The organism is Kitasatospora sp. NPDC087314, from assembly GCF_044744365.1.
Classification (GTDB): Bacteria; Actinomycetota; Actinomycetes; order Streptomycetales; family Streptomycetaceae; genus Kitasatospora.
Genome location: NZ_JBIUYE010000010.1, coordinates 143,847 through 160,227, shown reverse-complemented (window position 1 = coordinate 160,227; position 16,381 = coordinate 143,847). Strand labels below are relative to the sequence as shown.

Genomic DNA, 16,381 nt, shown 5'->3' with positions numbered 1-16,381 from the left:
AGGAGCACCTGACACCCCTGACAATGGTGCGGAAGTTCTTGAACGTACAGAGAAAGCGAAACCTCACCATGGATCTCGGCGTGCGCTGGAAGCTGCACGGTGACGGGCGCACGCCCGCGCCGGGGGCGGTCGTCCGCCCCGACGAACGGCTCTCCTGGCCCCGTACGGTCGGGCTCGGCGCCCAGCACGTGGTGGCCATGTTCGGCGCGAGTTTCGTGGCGCCCGTGCTGATGGGGCTCGACCCGAACCTCGCGATCATGATGTCCGGCGTCGCGACCGTGATCTTCCTGCTGGCCACCCGCGGCCGGGTGCCCAGCTACCTCGGCTGCTCGCTCTCCTTCGTGGGCGTCGCCGCGGTGATCCGGGCGCAGGGCGGCACCAGCGCGACGGTGACCGGCGCGGTGTTCGTGGTGGGCGTGGCGCTGTTCCTCGTGGGCCTGATGGTCCAGCGGTTCGGGGCGCGGATCATCCACGCGGCGATGCCGCCGATCGTGACCGGCGCGGTCGTCATGCTGATCGGGTTCAACCTCGCCCCCGTGACCGCGTCGACGTACTGGCCGCAGGACCAGTGGACGGCGCTGCTGGTGATGCTCTTCACGGGTCTGGCCGTGGTGTGCCTGCGCGGCTTCTGGTCGCGCGTCGCGATCTTCCTGGGGCTGGTCTTCGGCTACGGGATCTCCTGGTCGTTCGACCGGATCTTCGGGAAGATCCACTCGGTGGACGCGAGCGGCAAGCTCACCGACCACTGGCGCCTGGACCTGTCGGGCGTCGGCAAGGCGGACTGGATCGGTCTGCCCTCCTTCCACGGCCCGACCTTCCAGTGGTCCGCGATCCTGGTCGCGCTGCCCGTGGTGATCGCGCTGGTCGCGGAGAACGCCGGGCACGTCAAGGCCGTCGGCGAGATGACCGGCGACCCGCTGGACGACAAGCTGGGCGCGGCGATCTCCGCGGACGGCGTCGCCTCCATGCTCTCGACCGCGGTCGGCGGCCCGCCGAACACGACGTACTCCGAGAACATCGGCGTGATGGCCGCCACCCGGGTCTACTCGACCGCCGCCTACTGGGCGGCAGCAGGCTTCGCGCTCCTCTTCGGCCTCTGCCCGAAGTTCGGCGCGGTCGTGGCCGCGATCCCCGGCGGGGTGCTCGGCGGCATCACCGTCATCCTGTACGGCATGATCGGCCTGCTCGGCGCGCAGATCTGGACCAAGTCCGGGGTGGACCTGCGCAATCCGCTGAACCTGGTGCCGGCCGCCGCGGGCATCATCATCGGCGTCGGCAACGTCAGCATGAAGTTCACCGACACCTTCACCATCAGCGGCATCGCGCTGGGCACGCTGGTCGTCATCACCAGCTACCACGCGCTGCGGGCGCTGGCCCCCGCGCACCTCAAGACGCAGGAGCCGCTGCTGGACTCCGGCACGTCCTCGTACGACGCGGAAGCCGGGGCCGACGGCGACCCGGACCGACCCACCGGCTGACCGCCGCGCTGCGCCGCGGCGCAGCGACGGGTAACGGCTGCCCAGGCCGGCGCGTCCTACGTGACGGCGATGGGCGGCGCGGAGGCGGTCGTCGCCAAGGCCCTGGAGGCCTACGGCACCGACACCCCGGAGGGCTTCCGCCGGGCGGCGGAGCTCCTCAACCGTCACTCCGTAGTCGTCCGGAGAGTCCCCAGTCGCTCGACCGGCGGCCCCTCGCTCCCCTGAGGGGCCGCCGCCGCTTCGCGACGGTAAGTCGGCCCACTGAGGGGCCGCCGCCGCTTCGCGACGGTAAGTCGGCCCACCCGACTTCCCGCGCGTCGGGGCTGCTTGCGCGGCCATCGCCACCCCCGGCTCGGGGGGTTCGTCGCGGGCGGGTGGCATTGACAGGGGGTGGCGTCCGGTTGAATGCTAAGCAAGCGCTTAGTCAACGAGGTCCCACCGTGAGGAGCCGACCGATGCCCGAGACCCCCGCCGATCCGTCCGGCCTGGACCTGGCCCGCCTGCGCGCCCACCTGGACCGCGAGCTGCCCGGCACCGTCCAGGGCCCGCTGCGGGCCGAGTTCATCGAGGGGGGCCGCTCCAACCTCACGTACGTCCTCACCGATGGCTCCGCGCGCTGGGTGCTGCGCCGCCCACCCCTCGGACACGTCCTCGCCACCGCGCACGACATGGGCCGCGAGCACCGCGTCATGACCGCGCTGCGCGACACCGGCGTGCCCGTCCCGCACACCCTGCTGCTCGACCCCGGCACGGACGTCCTCGGCGCCCCCTGGTACCTGATGGAGTACGTCCCCGGCGTCGCGCACCGGGACGTCGCCCCGCTCGCCGCCCTCGGCGAGCAGCGCGTGCGCGCCCTCGGCCGGCGGCTCGTCGACACCCTCGCCGTCCTGCACCGGATCGACCCGGCCGACGTCGGCCTGGCCGACTTCGGCCGTCCCGAGGGCTACCTGGAGCGCCAGCTGCGCCGTTGGTCCAAGCAGCTCGCCGCGTCCCGCAGCCGCGAGCTGCCCGAGCTCGACCGGCTGCACGGGCTGCTCGCCGACCGGCTGCCCGCCTCCCCGGCGCCCGCGCTGGTGCACGGCGACTACCGCCTCGACAACGTGCTGGTGGACGACACCGACGCGATCGCCGCCGTGCTGGACTGGGAGATGTCCACCCTCGGCGACCCACTGACCGACATCGGCCTGCTGGTGATGTACACCGAACTGGCCGGCGTCGGCGGCGGCATCATCCCCTCCGCCATGACCGCCCCGGGCTTCCCGAAGGCTGACGAAATCGTCTCGTACTACGCGGAATCGACCGGGCGTCAAGCAGCGGACCTCGACTGGTACGTCGCCTTCGCGTCCTTCAAGCTCGCCGCCGTCGCCGAGGGCATCCACTACCGCTACCAGCAGGGCCGTACCCTCGGCGCCGGCTTCGAGCGGGCCGGCGAGATGGCCCCGATCCTCGCCCGGCACGGCCTGAGCACCCTCAAGGAGAACTGATGGACTTCGCCTACGACGCCCGCACGAACGCGCTCCGCGAGCAGCTGCTGGCCTTCATGGACCAGCACGTGTACCCCGCCGAGGCCGTCCTGGCGGAACAACTCGCCGACCCCGCCCGCCCGTCCTGGAACGTCCCGCCCGTGGTCGCCGAACTCCAGGCCGAGGCGCGGAAGCAGGGCCTCTGGAACCTCTTCCTCCCGGGGGAGGGCGGCGCGGGCCTGACCAACCTGCAGTACGCCCCGCTCGCCGAGATCACCGGCCGCAGCCCGCAGTTGGCCCCGCCCGCGCTCAACTGCGCGGCCCCCGACACCGGCAACATGGAGCTGCTCGCCCAGTTCGGCACCGCCGAACAGCGCGAGCGCTGGCTGCGCCCGCTGCTCGACGCCGAGATCCGCTCCGCCTTCGCGATGACCGAGCCCGAGGTCGCCTCCTCGGACGCCACCAACATCGCCACCCGGATCGAGCGTGCCGGCGACGAGTACGTCGTCAACGGCCGCAAGTGGTACATCACCGGCGCGATGAACCCGCAGTGCCGGATCCTCATCGTCATGGGCAAGACCGATCCGGACGCCGAGTCGCACCGTCAGCAGAGCATGGTACTCGTCCCGCGCGACACCCCCGGCGTCACCGTCAAGCGCGGCATGACGGTCTTCGGCTACGACGACGCGGACCACGGCGGCCACGCCGAGGTGCTGTTCGAGGACGTCCGCGTCCCGGTCGGCAACCTGATCGGCGAGGAGGGCGCGGGCTTCGCCATCGCCCAGGCCCGGCTCGGTCCCGGCCGGATCCACCACTGCATGCGCGCGATCGGCATCGCCGAGCGCGCCCTGGAGCTGATGTGCCGCCGGGTGAGCGGGCGGGTCGCCTTCGGTCGGCCGCTCGCCGAGCAGGGCGTGGTCCAGGACTGGATCGCCGAATCCCGGGTCCGGATCGAGCAGTTGCGGCTGCTGGTGCTCAAGACCGCCTGGTTGATGGACACCGTCGGCAACCGGGGCGCGCACACCGAGATCCAGGCGATCAAGATCGCCACCCCGCGCACCGTCGAGTGGATCCTCGACAAGGCCGTGCAGGCGTACGGCGCGGCGGGCGTCAGTCAGGACACCCCGCTCGCCCAGCTCTGGGCCGGCAACCGCACCCTGCGGCTGGCCGACGGCCCGGACGAGGTGCACAAGCGCTCGCTGGCCCGCCGGGAGCTGAAGCGGCACGCCTGAGTCCGGCACGCCTGAGCGCGGTCCGGCCGAGCCCGTGCGGCTGACGCGACGGCGCCCGCCGACGGCACCTACCGACTGCCCCTACGCCGACGCCTGCGGTCCGGATGCCGCTCGCCGCCGGGGTGACCAGTTCAGCAGCCGGGCCGGGTTCGTGGTGACGGCGGCGCGCAGGACCGACGGGTCGACGTGCGCCGCCGGCCGGGAAAGGCACGCGGCGAACGTCCTGCCGCGTTCATGGCGGGCTGCCCGCCCTGCTGGTGCTCGTCCTCCGCCGTGGGATCGCCGACCCCACGGCCGACCAGCGGCGGCGGGAAACGGCGTCGCCGACGGAGATCTTCCGCCCCGGCCTGCTGAGGGTCACCGTTTTCGGCGCCCTGCTGGGACTCGGCAGCCACGGCGGCTACTACGCCCTCACCACCTTCCTGCCCACCTACCTCCACACCACCCGGCACCTGTCGGTGATGAGCAGCAGCGGGCACCTCGCGGTCTTCATCGCCGCCTCGTTCCTCGGCTACCTCGCATCCGGGTGGCTCTCCGACCGGATCGGCCGCCGCCGGAACGTCGTCCTCTTCGCCCTGTGCTGTCTCGTGACCCTCATTCCCTATCTGCTGCTGCCACTTGACGATCTCGGCACGCTCATCGCGGGCGCACCGCTCGGGTTCTTCTTCGCCTCGCGCGGCTACGTGGTCGTCACCATCGACCACACCTACGAGGCCTCCGAGGTCGCGTTCCCGAACGGGGACCTCGCCACCTCCGTCTTCCCCGACCTGCTCGGCCAGGCCGACCTCGACGTCACCGACGTGCTGCGCACCTCACTGCGGACCAGGGTGGACGACACCCGCTTCGTGCTGGACGAACTCGGCGGGCTGCGCCACGACCCGCGGCTGCCGGCCGGCCTCGCCGCCTCGCTCGACCTCGACCGGATCGGCATGGCCGGCCACTCGGCGGGCGGCTTCACCGCGGTGCAGGCCATGCACGACGACCCGCGGATCGCGGCCGCCGTCAACCTGGACGGCCAGCTGCACTTCCCCGGGCCGGACGGCCACACCGGGGTGGTCCTGCCGACCGTCGCCCAGGACGGGCTGGACCGCCCGTTCCTGCTGATGGGCACCCGCAACGAGGACTCCGGGGACTACCACCACCAGCCCGGCTGGGACGCCCTCTGGCAGCACAGCACCGGCTGGCACGCCGACGTCACGCTGAACGACTCCCGGCACGGCTCCTACACCGACGCGCAGTCCCTGCTGCCGCAGCTCGCCCGGCAGGGTGCGATCACCCCCGAGCAGCTGGGCGAGGACGTGGGCGACGGCCGCCCCGACCGGGCGGTGCTGGCCACCCGGTCGTACGTCGCGTCCTTCTTCGACCGCTGGCTGCGCGGACACGACGATCACCTGCTGGACGGGCCCTCGCCGCGCTTCCCGGAGATGGAGTACGCGAGGTAGCTACTCCCCGAGGACGGCGATCCGGCCGGTGCTGCGCCCGTCGGCGACCAGCTGGACCGCCTCGGCGGCCCCGGCCAGCGGCACCCGGGCGCTCACCAGCGGGCGGACCACGCCCTGGTCGGCGAGCCTGGTCAGCTCGTCGTGGGCGGCGCGGACGGCCTGCGGGTCGTGGGTGTTGTAGAGGCCCCAGTGCAGGCCGAGGATGGCGTAGTTCTTCACCAGGGCGTGGTTGAGGGCCGGCGCCGGGATCCGCCCGGCGGCGAAGCCGACCACCACGATCCGGCCCTCGAAGGCCACGCACCTGGTGGAGCCGGTGTAGGCGTCCCCGCCGACCGGGTCGAAGACCACGTCCGCGCCGCGCCCGCCGGTGAACTCCTTGACGGCGGCGACGAAGTCCCCGGCCGTCCGGTCCACCACCAGGTCGGCGCCCAGCGCCCGGGCCGTCGCAGCCTTGGCCGGACCGCCGACCACGGCGACCACCCCGGCCCCGGCGGCCCGGCCCAGCTGGACCGCCGCGCTCCCGACCCCACCCGCCGCCGCGTGCACCAGCAGCGTCTCGCCGGCCCGCAGCCGGGCCCGGCGGTGCAGGGCGAACCAGGCCGTCTGGTAGCCGATGTGCAGCGCGGCCGCCTCGGCGTCGTCCAGCGCCTCGGGCGCCGGGAAGGCGGCCGCCGCGTCCAGCAGCGCGTACTCGGCGAAGGCGCCGTGCGGCAGCACCGGGTTGCCGATCAGCCGCTCGCCCCGCCGGGCGCCGTCCGCCACCTCGCCGCACAGCTCCACGCCGGGCGTGAACGGCAGCGGCGGGCGGACCTGGTACTGGCCGCGCACCATCAGCGCGTCCGGGAAGTTGACCGCCGCGGCCCGCACCCGGACCAGCAGCTGCCCCGGCCCGGGCACCGGCCGGGGCACGTCCTCGGCCGGCCGCATCACCTCGACCGGCTCGCCGAGCGCGTCCACCTGCCAGGCCCTCACAGCGCCCCGCTCCTCTCCAGCCCCTGCTGGAGCCGGTTCACCCCGGCGAGCCAGCGGTCCGGTTCGGTGGCCCGGACCCGGTAGTACTCGGCGACCTCGGGGTGCGGCAGGATCAGGAAGCGGCCGTCGCGCAGCCCGGCCAGCGCCGCCGCGGCGACGTCCTCGGCGTCCAGCGCGGTGGGCGCGAGCAGCGCCTCGCCGACCGCGCCGGTCGCGGCGAGCATGTCGGTGCGCACGCCCTGCGGGCAGAGCGCGTGCACCCGGAGGCCGCGGTGGCGGTAGGTCGCGGACAGCCACTCGGCGAAGGCGAGCGCGCCGTGCTTGCTGACCGCGTACGGGGCCGAGCCGAGCATGGTGAGCAGCCCGGCCGCGGAGACGGTGGCGAGGAAGCGGCCGCCGCCGCGCTCCAGCCAGCGGGGGAGGAGCAGCTCGGCGGCCCGGACGTGGGCGAGGACGTTGACCTCCCAGGCGCCCGCCCAGGCGGCGGCGGGCGCGTCGGCCCCGCCGATCGGGGCGACGCCCGCGTTGGCGCACCACACGTCGATCTCGCCGAGCGCGGCCCGGGCCTGCCCGACCAGGGCGGCCAGGCCCTCGGCGGAGGCGGCGTCCCCGGGGGCGGCGGTGCCGCCGCAGTCCTCGGCCACGGCGTGGGCGGCGTCGGCGTCCAGGTCGTTGACCACGACCCGGGCGCCGGCCGCGGCGAACGCCCGGGCCAGGGCGGCGCCGATGCCGCGCCCGCCGCCGGTCACCACCACGCCCTGGCCGGTGAGGTCCTCGGTCACCGGCGCGCTTGTTTCCGGTGCGCCGACCTCCGGCACGCCGCTCACAGGCCGCCGCCGAGGGTGACTCCGCCGTCCACGACCAGGGTCTGGCCGGTGATCCAGGCGGCGTCCGCGGAGAGCAGGAAGGCGACCGCGCCCGCGACGTCCTCGGGCACGCCGAGCCGGCCGAGCGGGTAGGCGGCGGCGACCTGCTCCTCCCGGCCCTCGTACAGGGCCTCGGCGAACCTGGTCTTGACCACGGCGGGGGCGACGGCGTTGACCCGGATGCCCTGGGCGCCCAGCTCGGCGCCGAGCTCGGTGGTGAGCCGGATCAGCGCCGCCTTGCTGACCCCGTACATGCCTATCCCGAGCGAGGAGCGGATGCCCGCGACGGAGGCCACGTTGACCACCGAGCCGCCGTGCTCGCCCATCCAGGCGGCGTGCGCGCGGCGGGTCCAGGCCAGCGGGGCCAGGACGTTGACGGCGAGGATCTTGGCGGCGGCGGCCTCGTCGGTGTCGAGGACCGGGCCGTACACCGGGTTGATGCCGGTGTTGTTGACCAGGTGGTCGAGCCGGCCGAAGACCTCCAGGGTGCGGGCGACCGCCTCCTCCTGGTGGGCCGGGTCGTCGCTCTTGCCGGCGACGGCGATGGCGTTGTCCGGCCCGCCCAGGTCGCGCACGGCCTCGGCGAGCGGCTCGGGGGTGCGGGCGGTCAGACAGACCTTGGCGCCGCGGGCGACCAGCTCGCGCGCGATGCCGAGGCCGATGCCCCGGCTCGATCCGGTGACGACGGCCACCCGGCCCTTGAAGGAGTACGCCACGGAGGGTCCTGCCTTTCGCGCGGAACGTTCGACGGGGATGCCGGTTCACCGGCTGACTAAGCGCTTGCTCAGCATGGTGTCGGTGCGGGAGCCTGTCAACAGTCCGCCGACCGGTCGGCGGGAATGCGTGTACGAGTTCTCTGGGAGGATGGCGCCATGACCAGCACGCCCATCGCCGACCTCTGGCGCACCCTGCCCGACGGTGCCGACACCCGCCCCGAGGCGGCGTACCGGCTGCTCCAGGCGGCCGTCGAGTCGTTCGCGGAGCGCGGCTTCCACGCCACCACCACCCGGGACATCGCCACCGCCGCCGGGATGAGCCCGGCCGCGCTGTACATCCACTACCAGTCCAAGGCCGCGCTGCTGGCCGAGATCAGCCAGGCCGGGCACGCGGCCACGCTGGAGCTGGTCCGGGTGGCGGCGGCCGGCGAGGGCGACCCGGCGGAGCGGATGCGTCGGCTGGTCGAGGAGTTCACCGCCTGGCACGCCCGGGCCCGTACGGTCGGCCGGGTGGTCAACTACGAGCTGCACGCGCTGCCCGAGGACGCCTACGCGGTGGTCGCGGCGCTGCGGCTGGACATCGAGCGCGAGGTCAGCGCGCTGATCGAGGCGGGGGTGGCGGACGGCGCCTTCCAGGTGTCCGAGGTCCGGACGGCGGCCCGTGCGGTCACCTCGCTGGGCATCGACGTCTCCCGCTGGTACACCGGCCGGTCCACCGAGACGCCCGATGAACTCGGGCGCCGCTACGGCGAGTTGGTGCTCAGAATGCTCGGCGCCCGGGTCTGATAGCCCGGGTCCGAGGCACAGCCCGGGGGTAGAGGTGGAACCCGGTCAGCGGCTTGTAGGGGCGTCCGCGCACGCCGCCGACGCCCTGGCAGAACCGCTCGGCGAGCAGCACGGTGTTGTCGGCGTCGGTCTTGGGGATGTACTCGGCGTACGCGACGTCGCCCGACAGGCCGCGCTTGCCGTCGTACTGGGCGTTGCGGAAGTTCATCGTCGGGTCGATCGACTGGTTGTCGTCGTCGCCCCAGTTGTAGAGCATGTCCTCGGAATAGCTGTGCACGTCGACGAACCAGCCGGTTCGCGGGTACTGGTCGAGCAGCCAGCGGACGTTGCGGGTCTCCGGCTCCGAGAAGTCGCTCGGGCCCGCGTAGACGTACCGGTCGCACGGGCTGGCCGAGACCTGCGGGGCGGCGGTCGGGGCGAAGGCGGTGGCGAAGTCGAAGAGGAAGTCGTAGTTGCGGTTGAGGTCGACGCCGCCGCAGTTCGGGTCGGCACTTCCACCGGAGTTGGCCGGGTCGCGGTTCTTGCGCCACATCGGGTCGACGGTCTGGCTGTGCAGCCGGCCGTCCGTGTTGACCAGCGGGAAGAACACCAGGTCCAGCCGCTGGAGCAGACCGCTGACCTGGTCGGCGGTGAACGTGGTGCCGCCGTAGCCGAGGCCGGTGCCGTTCTGGTGGGCCTCCAGCAGGTCGGCGGCGAGATGGACGAGGATCTCGCAGCTGCCCCACTCGCGGGCGTGCACGCCGCCGATCATCATCACGCAGGCCTTGGGGGTCTCGACGAGGACGCCGATCTGCAGGGCGTGCGCGGTGCGGCCCTCGTGGGCGGGCGCTCGGGGACGTCGGGCGGGGGGCCGCCGGTCCTCGACCACCGACGGGTAGCGTGGCAGCCCTATGAGCCGCCGTTCCGAGGAGGATCGATGATCAGTCAGAACGACTCCGTTCCAACCCTGTTGGCCGAGGCCTGGGCCTCCTGGGCGGAGCGCGGCGCGACCCTGGACGCCGCGTCGTGGGACCTCGCCCTGCTCGACCTGATCGCGGCGGTCGGTGGCCCGCCTCCGGCCGACGGCGCCCTGCTGGTCGAGGTGGCCGATCCGGTGGCCTTCATCGAGGCGGCGGCGGGTCGCGGCACCGAGGCGGTGCTGCCGGTCATCCGCTGACCCGAGACCGCGCGTGCCGAGGCCGGGCGTATCATCCGGCCGAGGGCACAACGGGGGAACCGGGGGAACGGTCGATGGTCGACATTGCCTGGTGGATGCTGCCCGCAGTCCTGTACGGCGGCGGTTGGGTCGCCAACAATGCCCGTCGGGCGCTGAAGGTCCGGCACGAGCGCAGGATCGAGCTGCTCGACGCGGCCGAGCGCCGCCGGCTGGCCGTGGAGGCGGCCCGGCGCCCGCCGGAGCCGGTCTGCGGCTGCACCCACCACCTGGCCAAGCACGACAGGCAGGGCCGCTGCCACGAGGTGGTCGAGGCTCCCACCGCCTGGGACGCCGAGCGCCGCCCGCTCCAGTACGAGCCGCGCCCGTGCAACTGCCAGCAGTACATCGGCCCCGAGCCCCTGAACACGGTCTTCGCACCGGAGCTCGCCGACCCGCGTTGACCGGCACCGGCCCCCTGGCGTCGGCTCACCGCGCGGGGCCGCCCTCGCGGGCGGGGCGGCGGTTCGGGTCGCCCGATCCTCCGTTCCTCTCCTTCCTCTCCGGTGGCCCGGTGGTGCGAGGGGGCGCCTGGTGCCGGGCTGCGGGATCGATCGAGGGCACAGCATCTGTCATGGCCCTTTCAAAGAAGGGGCTTTGCTGTCACGCTGCTGCTCCCGGTTCGATCGTCCGAGAGGTTTCGATGAAAAGACTCCTGCACGCGCTGGCCGGCGCGGCACTGTTCGTCATGGCCGGCACCGCGGCGCTCGCCACCCCCAATGTGGCGAGCGCCGCGGACTGCACGGCGGCCCAGGTCGTGGCCAACGGCGGCTTCGAGTCCGGCACTTCGCCCTGGACCGCGCCGAGCGGCGCGATCACCGGCGGTGGCGGTCAGAGCGCGCACTCCGGCGCCTCCTTCGCCTGGCTCGACGGCTACGGCTCCACGCACACCGAGACGCTCGCCCAGTCCGTCACCCTCCCCGCCGGGTGCGGCACCGCCTCGCTGGGCTTCTGGCTGCACGTCGACACGGCGGAGACCAGCACCAGCACCGCCTACGACAAACTGACCGTCGGACTCGGCTCCACCACGGTGGCCACGTACTCGAACCTGGACGCCCAGGCCGGTTACGTGCACAAGACCGTCGACGTCTCCGCCTTCGCGGGGCAGACCGTGACGCTCTCCTTCACCGGGGCGGAGGACTCCAGCCTGCAGACCAGTTTCGTCCTGGACGACGTCACCCTGGACGTCTCCGGCGGCACCACCCCGCCGCAGCCCGGCGATCCCACCCGGACCCCGGCCGCACCCGCCTACACCGTCGACCTCAGCAGTGACGCCTCCGGCGGCAGTTGGACCGGCCACGAGAGCGTGACCTTCACCAACGCCTCGGCCGCCCCGCTGAACGAGGTGTACCTGCGGCTGTGGGACAACTACCACGGCAGCTGCCCCGCCACCCCGATCGCCGTGACCAAGGTGACGGGCGGGACGCCGTCCGCGCTCTCGGTGAACTGCACCGCGCTGCGGATCGCGCTGCCGGCGCCGCTCGCTCAGGGGCAGAGCGGTACGGTCGGCTTCGACCTCGGCATCACCGTGCCGAGCGGCGCGGACCGGTTCGGCCGCGACGGGGCGTTCGCCTTCATCGGCAACGCCCTGCCGGTGCTGGCGGTCCGGGACGCGGCCGGCTGGCACCTCGACCCGTACACCAACAACGGTGAGTCCTTCTACTCGCTGGCCTCGGACTTCACCGTCACGCTGGACCACCCGTCGAGCCTGCTGGTGCCCGCCACCGGCACCTCGGTGGACACCCCCGGCAGCGCCGGACGGACCGTCACCAGGGCGACCGCGAGCAAGGTGCGCGACTTCGCCTGGGGTGCCGGGCCGTTCACGCGGATATCCGGTACCTCGCCGGCCGGGGTGAAGGTCAACGTCTACTCGGTGGCGGGGATCAGCGCCTCCGACGCCCAGTCGATGCTCTCCACCGCCGTCTCGGCCGTCGACGCGCACGCCCAGCGCTTCGGGGCCTACCCGTACGGGGAGTTGGACGCGGTGATCGACAACAACTTCTGGTTCGGCGGCATGGAGTACCCCGGCTTCGTCCTCGACCTGGTCAGCACCACGGCGCTCACCCACGAGATCGGCCACCAGTGGTTCTACGGCATCGTGGGCGACGACGAGTACAACGGCCCCTGGCTGGACGAGGCCTTCACCGACTACGCCACCGACCTCGCCCTCGGCAAGACCGGTGCCGGCTGCTGGAACAGCGTGTCCTGGGCCTCGTCCGCCGAGCGGATCACCAATTCGATGGCGTACTGGGACGCCAATTCCTCGCGCTACTCCACGGTGGTGTACGGCTACGGCAAGTGCACCCTGCACGACCTGCGCCGCGTGCTCGGCGACACCGCCATGGCCAAGCTGCTGCGGGACTACGCGCAGTCCCACTGGTACGGCGTCTCCACCACCGCCGAGTTCAAGGCCGCCGCGCAGGCCGCCACCACCGTCGACCTGACCTCCTTCTGGAGCCAGCACCGCATCGACGGCTGAGCGCAGCCGCACGTCACGCGCCGACCCCGGCCCACGGACCGGGGTCGGCGCCCTCTACTCCGCGCGGGGTCGGTCGGTGCGGGGCACGCTGCGGCGGCCCCGCACCGACCCGTGGGCCGTCAGCCGAGGGCGAGTGCGCGCAGGCGGTCGGCGGCGCCGTTGAACAGGTCCTGGTCGCCGGGGAAGGTGCCGGAGTCGGAGTACTGCCAGATGGTCTGGTAGCCCCAGCCGTTCGGGAGGGTGTCGACGGTGGAGCCGTAACGGGCTAGCCAGAGCGGGCTGGTGGCGCCGAAGCCGCCGTCGTTCCCGGTGCACTGGGACCACCAGCTGACGGTGGTGTAGATGGTCGGGTAGCGGCCGGTGCGGGTGTGGACGGTGTCGCTGAAGGAGCGGATCCTACAGACCCCGAAGCGTCGCGGGAAGTCGGGAACGTTCGGCGGTCGGTGGCGCTGTCATGCGAGCACCATCCAGCCAGGCGACGATCCAACATGATGCTCTGACCTGCGGGGATACGGAATGAAGCCCCCGCAACGGGAGTGCCTTGGTGGCGTCAGGTGGGGCCGCTCCTCCTCCTCCACCAGCAGCTGCGCGGCGGGCCGGCCCAACGCCTCCCGGTCGCTGAAGCCGAACAGCTCCTCGGCCTGCGGGCTCCACAGCACGATCCGTCCCTGCTCGTCCAGGGCGACGGCGGCCACCCCAGCACGTCCAGCAGCCCACCGGCGGCCATCGCCGCATCCGCCGGCCCCGGCCGGTCCCGTTCGGCTGCGCTGCGAGCCACCCCACATTCCTCTCGACGCCGGCGACTGGTTCCTCCATCGTCCGCCCCGCGTGCGGCCGTCGGCCAGCCCGAGCTCGGCACGCACCACCACAGGCCGGCGGTGCCGCAACGGGACACCCTCGATCACTTTGATTGGTCGCAAGATGATCTACTGAGCGGATTGATCGGCGTGTTCGGTGTCCGGGAAGGGCTGCTCCGCCCAGATGACCTTGCCTTCGCGGATGTAGCGTGTGCCCCAGCGATGAGCGAGCTGGGCGACCAGGAACAATCCGCGTCCGCCTTCATCGGTACTGGTGGCACGGCGCAGTCTCGGTGAGGTGCTGCTGCCGTCGGTGACCTCGCAGATCAGCGCGAGGCTGCGAAGCAGTCGCACTTGTATGGGCGGCCCGCCGTAGCGAATGGCATTGGTGGCCAGCTCACTGATGATCAGTTCGGTGGAGAATGTCAGCTCCTCCAATCCCCAGTCGGCCAGCTGTCGTGCGACCGCCGAGCGGAGGCCGGAGACGGCTGCAGGGTCGGCGGGCAGGTCCCACTGCGCCACCTGTCCGCCGTCGAGCGAGCGGGTGCGAGCAACAAGCAATGCGACATCGTCCCGCGGTTTGGCCGGGAGCAGAGCTTCGAGCAGGGTGCGGCACATCTCCTCTGGGGTGCCTGCAGGGCGGGTGAGTGCGTCACGCACCTCGGCGAGTACGATATCGGGGTCCTGCGAACCGTCGCGGAGTAGGCCGTTCGTAAAAAGCACCAGTTCACTACCCTCGTCGAGTTCAATCTCGAGGGTCTCGAATGGTTGCCAGCCCAGGCCGAGCGGCGGCCCAGTCGGTACATCCGGGAAGTCAACATGGCCGTCCGGCCGTATCAGTGCGGGCGGTGGGTGGCCTGCGCTGGCGAGGGTAAGACACCGCGAAACCGGATCATATACGGCGTACAGACAGGTGGCGCCAGCTATCATATTCCCGGTCGGTGTACGCGCCTGCTGTTCACGCTCGAGGCGTTCAACGAGATCATCGAGATGAGCCAGGACCTCCTCGACTGGCAGGTCAAGGTCGGAGAAGTTTCGTACCGCTGTGCAAAGCCGCCCCATCGTGGCGGAAGCCTGTACTCCGCGACCGACCACATCTCCCACGACGAGCGCCACCCGGGCGCCCGAGAGCGGGATCACGTCGAACCAATCGCCGCCGGCGCCGCCGCGGGCAGGCACATAGCGATGTGCGGCCTCGACGGCGTCCTGATCGGGCAGGTCATGAGGTAGCAGGCTCGTCTGCAAGGCCAGGGCGGTGGCGTACTCGCGGGTGTAGCGTCGGGCGTTGTCGATACTCACGGCCGCGCGACTGACGAGTTCCTCGGCGAGCAACAGATCGTCCTCTTCGAAAGGACCTGTTTGCTCGGACCGGTAGAGGACCACGACGCCCAGGACAACGCCACGGGCGCGCAGCGGCACCGCAATGAGCGAGTGAATGCCTTCCTCACGAATCCGCTCAGTGCGGTCCGGATCCTGCGCGATCCACCCGGGCGCCGTGTTCAGTTCCGGCTCAAGGACCGACTCCTCCGAGGCCAGGCTGATCGCCTGCGGGGTGGACTGGGCATACCGAATCAGATCACCCACCTCGTACAGGTGCGAGGAGGGCCGAATTCCGCTGAGCGCGACGCGGCGGACCGGCTCTCCGAGACCTGGTGGCTCCTCTCCGCTCAGCACGGCGTCTGGGATGTCCACGGCGGCGAAGTCGGCGAGTTTCGGGACCGCGACCTCGGTCAGGTCCTTAGCCGTGCGCGTCACGTCGAGGCTGGAGCCGAGGCGCCCGGCCTCACTCAGCAAAGACAGACGCTGCCGAGACCGCAATGCCAGCCGTCCCACGCCCGGCTCCCCAATCGCAACCAGCCACGGCGAGGACGGAGACGGCGGCGATGGCGACGTCCTGAGGGTGGCTGCCGAAGACGGCGGCAGCACGGCGGGCTCCTGGTCCGGTCCGGAACCGTTGTCCTGCCCAATGATCGTCTCGGTGGCTCTCATCGCCGTAGAGTCCAGACACCGTAGTGCACCGTCAGGCAGCACGGCCTCAACCGCGAACGCGGATGGGCCGGCGGCGTTGTCCACCGCGCGGCAGAGCAAGGTGGCAACGCGACCGTGGCGAAGCTGTACAACGGTCAGGCAAGTACGTCCCGCGGAGATCATCTCCGCTGCGGTTTCTAGTAGGACTATACGATCACTGGACTCCAACCGGTCTTCGGGAAGCAACCAGGCAGAGACCGGCCGGTCGGACCAGCTCGCTGCGGAGACGCCCGCCCGGCGGCGTGCCCGGTGAAATGCGTACAGCAAGGCACGGTCACGGCCTCGAATCTGGCTGAGCAGTCGCCGTTCGATCATCTTTGCCGTCTCGTCGACCAGATTCATCATGTTGATGTGAGCGTCATCGTGTTCGCAGGTCAGGTCCAGTGCGCCGAGAATCCTACCGCCGAGCGGGTCGCGGATAGGCGCGGCAGCACAGGCAAACGACCGCATGAAGTCGGCGAAGTGCTCACGGCCGCAGATAAACTCCCGGCGCCTGCTCGCAAGCGCGGTGCCCATCCCGTTGGTGCCGACGATCGGCTCCGGGAAGCCGAAGCCGGGCGCAAGCTGGATAGAGTCGCAATAGGCGTTGAGTGACGGTTCGCCTACGCGCCGCGCCAGCACGCGAACCTGCTCATCGCACAAGAGGGCGGACACCTTGATGCCGGCAATCTTCGCCTCGAGATCATCCAGGACCGGCTGGGCCAGCTGGCCAAGCAGACCCCTGAAATCCAGATCCTGGTGGTAGAGGACCTGAATTCGGTCGGCCCTGACCCCCTGGGAATAGCAACGCCGCCACGACCGCAGCACCGACCCGCGGCATCCGTCGGCTACCGGGAGGCCGCCCAGGAATCGTTCATGCGCGACATTCAGCGCTCGAATATCGTCCCACTCGACTGTCACCTGCGCCTGCCTTCCCGCCCCGAGGTCGCA

At 71.8% G+C, this 16,381-nt stretch carries 14 protein-coding genes and 2 pseudogenes; 9 read left to right on the top strand and 7 right to left on the bottom strand.

The window, feature by feature from the left end:
• The first annotated feature begins 68 nt into the window (after positions 1-68).
• The 5 genes from ACIO5E_RS22660 (at position 69) to ACIO5E_RS22640 (ending at position 5,615) form a co-directional block, all read left to right on the top strand.
• On the top strand, positions 69-1,478 hold the full coding sequence (locus ACIO5E_RS22660; RefSeq protein ID WP_400671045.1) for a uracil-xanthine permease family protein: 1,410 nt from the start codon (positions 69-71) through the stop codon (positions 1,476-1,478).
• A 69-nt stretch (positions 1,479-1,547) separates the two neighbouring features.
• Positions 1,548-1,703: a hypothetical protein gene (locus ACIO5E_RS22655; protein WP_400670623.1), complete on the top strand. Its 156-nt coding sequence runs from the start codon at positions 1,548-1,550 to the stop codon at positions 1,701-1,703.
• Positions 1,704-1,933: 230 nt separating this feature from the next.
• The gene (locus ACIO5E_RS22650; protein ID WP_400670621.1) at positions 1,934-2,962 is read left to right on the top strand and encodes a phosphotransferase family protein; all 1,029 of its coding nucleotides are present in this window, start codon (positions 1,934-1,936) and stop codon (positions 2,960-2,962) included.
• Positions 2,962-4,173, top strand: a complete 1,212-nt coding sequence (locus ACIO5E_RS22645; RefSeq protein ID WP_400670618.1) for an acyl-CoA dehydrogenase family protein — start codon at positions 2,962-2,964, stop codon at positions 4,171-4,173. Before ACIO5E_RS22650 ends, ACIO5E_RS22645 begins: the two co-directional genes overlap by 1 nt.
• A 257-nt stretch (positions 4,174-4,430) precedes the next feature.
• Positions 4,431-5,615 (top strand): MFS transporter, encoded by a 1,185-nt coding sequence (locus ACIO5E_RS22640; RefSeq protein WP_400670616.1) that lies wholly within the window; start codon positions 4,431-4,433, stop codon positions 5,613-5,615.
• Here ACIO5E_RS22640 and ACIO5E_RS22635 read toward each other — a convergent pair whose 3' ends face one another.
• From ACIO5E_RS22635 to ACIO5E_RS22625, 3 genes are read right to left on the bottom strand one after another with little or no spacing between them, the layout of a single operon-like run.
• Positions 5,616-6,587 carry an NADPH:quinone oxidoreductase family protein gene (locus ACIO5E_RS22635; protein ID WP_400670613.1) on the bottom strand — a complete coding sequence of 324 codons (972 nt, stop codon included), beginning with the start codon at positions 6,585-6,587 and terminating at the stop codon, positions 5,616-5,618.
• Positions 6,584-7,369 (bottom strand): SDR family oxidoreductase, encoded by a 786-nt coding sequence (locus ACIO5E_RS22630; RefSeq protein ID WP_400670611.1) that lies wholly within the window; start codon positions 7,367-7,369, stop codon positions 6,584-6,586. The genes ACIO5E_RS22635 and ACIO5E_RS22630 overlap by 4 nt, the downstream gene beginning before the upstream one ends.
• A gap of 41 nt (positions 7,370-7,410) precedes the next feature.
• A complete protein-coding gene (locus ACIO5E_RS22625) occupies positions 7,411-8,169 on the bottom strand; it encodes an SDR family oxidoreductase (RefSeq protein ID WP_400670608.1) in 759 nt (252 codons plus the stop codon).
• 156 nt (positions 8,170-8,325) lie between these two features.
• Here ACIO5E_RS22625 and ACIO5E_RS22620 point away from each other — a divergent pair, with 156 nt between their 5' ends.
• Positions 8,326-8,955 (top strand): TetR/AcrR family transcriptional regulator, encoded by a 630-nt coding sequence (locus tag ACIO5E_RS22620; protein WP_400670605.1) that lies wholly within the window; start codon positions 8,326-8,328, stop codon positions 8,953-8,955.
• Here the strand turns inward: ACIO5E_RS22620 and ACIO5E_RS22615 are convergent.
• Positions 8,930-9,823 (bottom strand): M14 family zinc carboxypeptidase, encoded by an 894-nt coding sequence (locus ACIO5E_RS22615; RefSeq protein WP_400670602.1) that lies wholly within the window; start codon positions 9,821-9,823, stop codon positions 8,930-8,932. The genes ACIO5E_RS22620 and ACIO5E_RS22615 overlap by 26 nt on opposite strands.
• A 48-nt stretch (positions 9,824-9,871) precedes the next feature.
• On the opposite strand from ACIO5E_RS22615, the gene ACIO5E_RS22610 reads away from it, so the two are divergent.
• The 3 genes from ACIO5E_RS22610 (at position 9,872) to ACIO5E_RS22600 (ending at position 12,626) form a co-directional block, all read left to right on the top strand.
• Positions 9,872-10,111: a hypothetical protein gene (locus tag ACIO5E_RS22610; RefSeq protein WP_400670600.1), complete on the top strand. Its 240-nt coding sequence runs from the start codon at positions 9,872-9,874 to the stop codon at positions 10,109-10,111.
• 74 nt (positions 10,112-10,185) lie between these two features.
• Positions 10,186-10,551: a hypothetical protein gene (locus ACIO5E_RS22605; protein ID WP_400670598.1), complete on the top strand. Its 366-nt coding sequence runs from the start codon at positions 10,186-10,188 to the stop codon at positions 10,549-10,551.
• Between the two features lie 239 nt (positions 10,552-10,790).
• On the top strand, positions 10,791-12,626 hold the full coding sequence (locus tag ACIO5E_RS22600) for a M1 family aminopeptidase (protein WP_400670596.1): 1,836 nt from the start codon (positions 10,791-10,793) through the stop codon (positions 12,624-12,626).
• A 119-nt stretch (positions 12,627-12,745) separates the two neighbouring features.
• Here ACIO5E_RS22600 and ACIO5E_RS22595 read toward each other — a convergent pair.
• The 3 genes and pseudogenes from ACIO5E_RS22595 to ACIO5E_RS22585 form a co-directional block, all read right to left on the bottom strand.
• Positions 12,746-13,021: pseudogene (locus ACIO5E_RS22595) on the bottom strand (GH25 family lysozyme); the annotation flags it as partial.
• A gap of 171 nt (positions 13,022-13,192) precedes the next feature.
• Positions 13,193-13,404 (bottom strand): annotated as a pseudogene (locus ACIO5E_RS22590) (PAS domain-containing protein); the annotation flags it as partial.
• 148 nt (positions 13,405-13,552) lie between these two features.
• Positions 13,553-16,351: a SpoIIE family protein phosphatase gene (locus tag ACIO5E_RS22585; RefSeq protein ID WP_400670594.1), complete on the bottom strand. Its 2,799-nt coding sequence runs from the start codon at positions 16,349-16,351 to the stop codon at positions 13,553-13,555.
• Between the last annotated feature and the right edge of the window lie 30 nt (positions 16,352-16,381).

Bases quoted from the DNA above. Each gene is read 5' to 3' on its own strand.
- ACIO5E_RS22655 (WP_400670623.1), top strand. From the start codon at position 1,548: ATGGGCGGCGCGGAGGCGGTCGTCGCCAAGGCCCTGGAGGCCTACGGC.
- ACIO5E_RS22600 (WP_400670596.1), top strand. From the start codon at position 10,791: ATGAAAAGACTCCTGCACGCGCTGGCCGGCGCGGCACTGTTCGTCATG.
- ACIO5E_RS22610 (WP_400670600.1), top strand. From the start codon at position 9,872: ATGATCAGTCAGAACGACTCCGTTCCAACCCTGTTGGCCGAGGCCTGG.
- ACIO5E_RS22620 (WP_400670605.1), top strand. From the start codon at position 8,326: ATGACCAGCACGCCCATCGCCGACCTCTGGCGCACCCTGCCCGACGGT.
- ACIO5E_RS22650 (WP_400670621.1), top strand. From the start codon at position 1,934: ATGCCCGAGACCCCCGCCGATCCGTCCGGCCTGGACCTGGCCCGCCTG.
- ACIO5E_RS22645 (WP_400670618.1), top strand. From the start codon at position 2,962: ATGGACTTCGCCTACGACGCCCGCACGAACGCGCTCCGCGAGCAGCTG.
- ACIO5E_RS22605 (WP_400670598.1), top strand. From the start codon at position 10,186: ATGGTCGACATTGCCTGGTGGATGCTGCCCGCAGTCCTGTACGGCGGC.
- ACIO5E_RS22660 (WP_400671045.1), top strand. From the start codon at position 69: ATGGATCTCGGCGTGCGCTGGAAGCTGCACGGTGACGGGCGCACGCCC.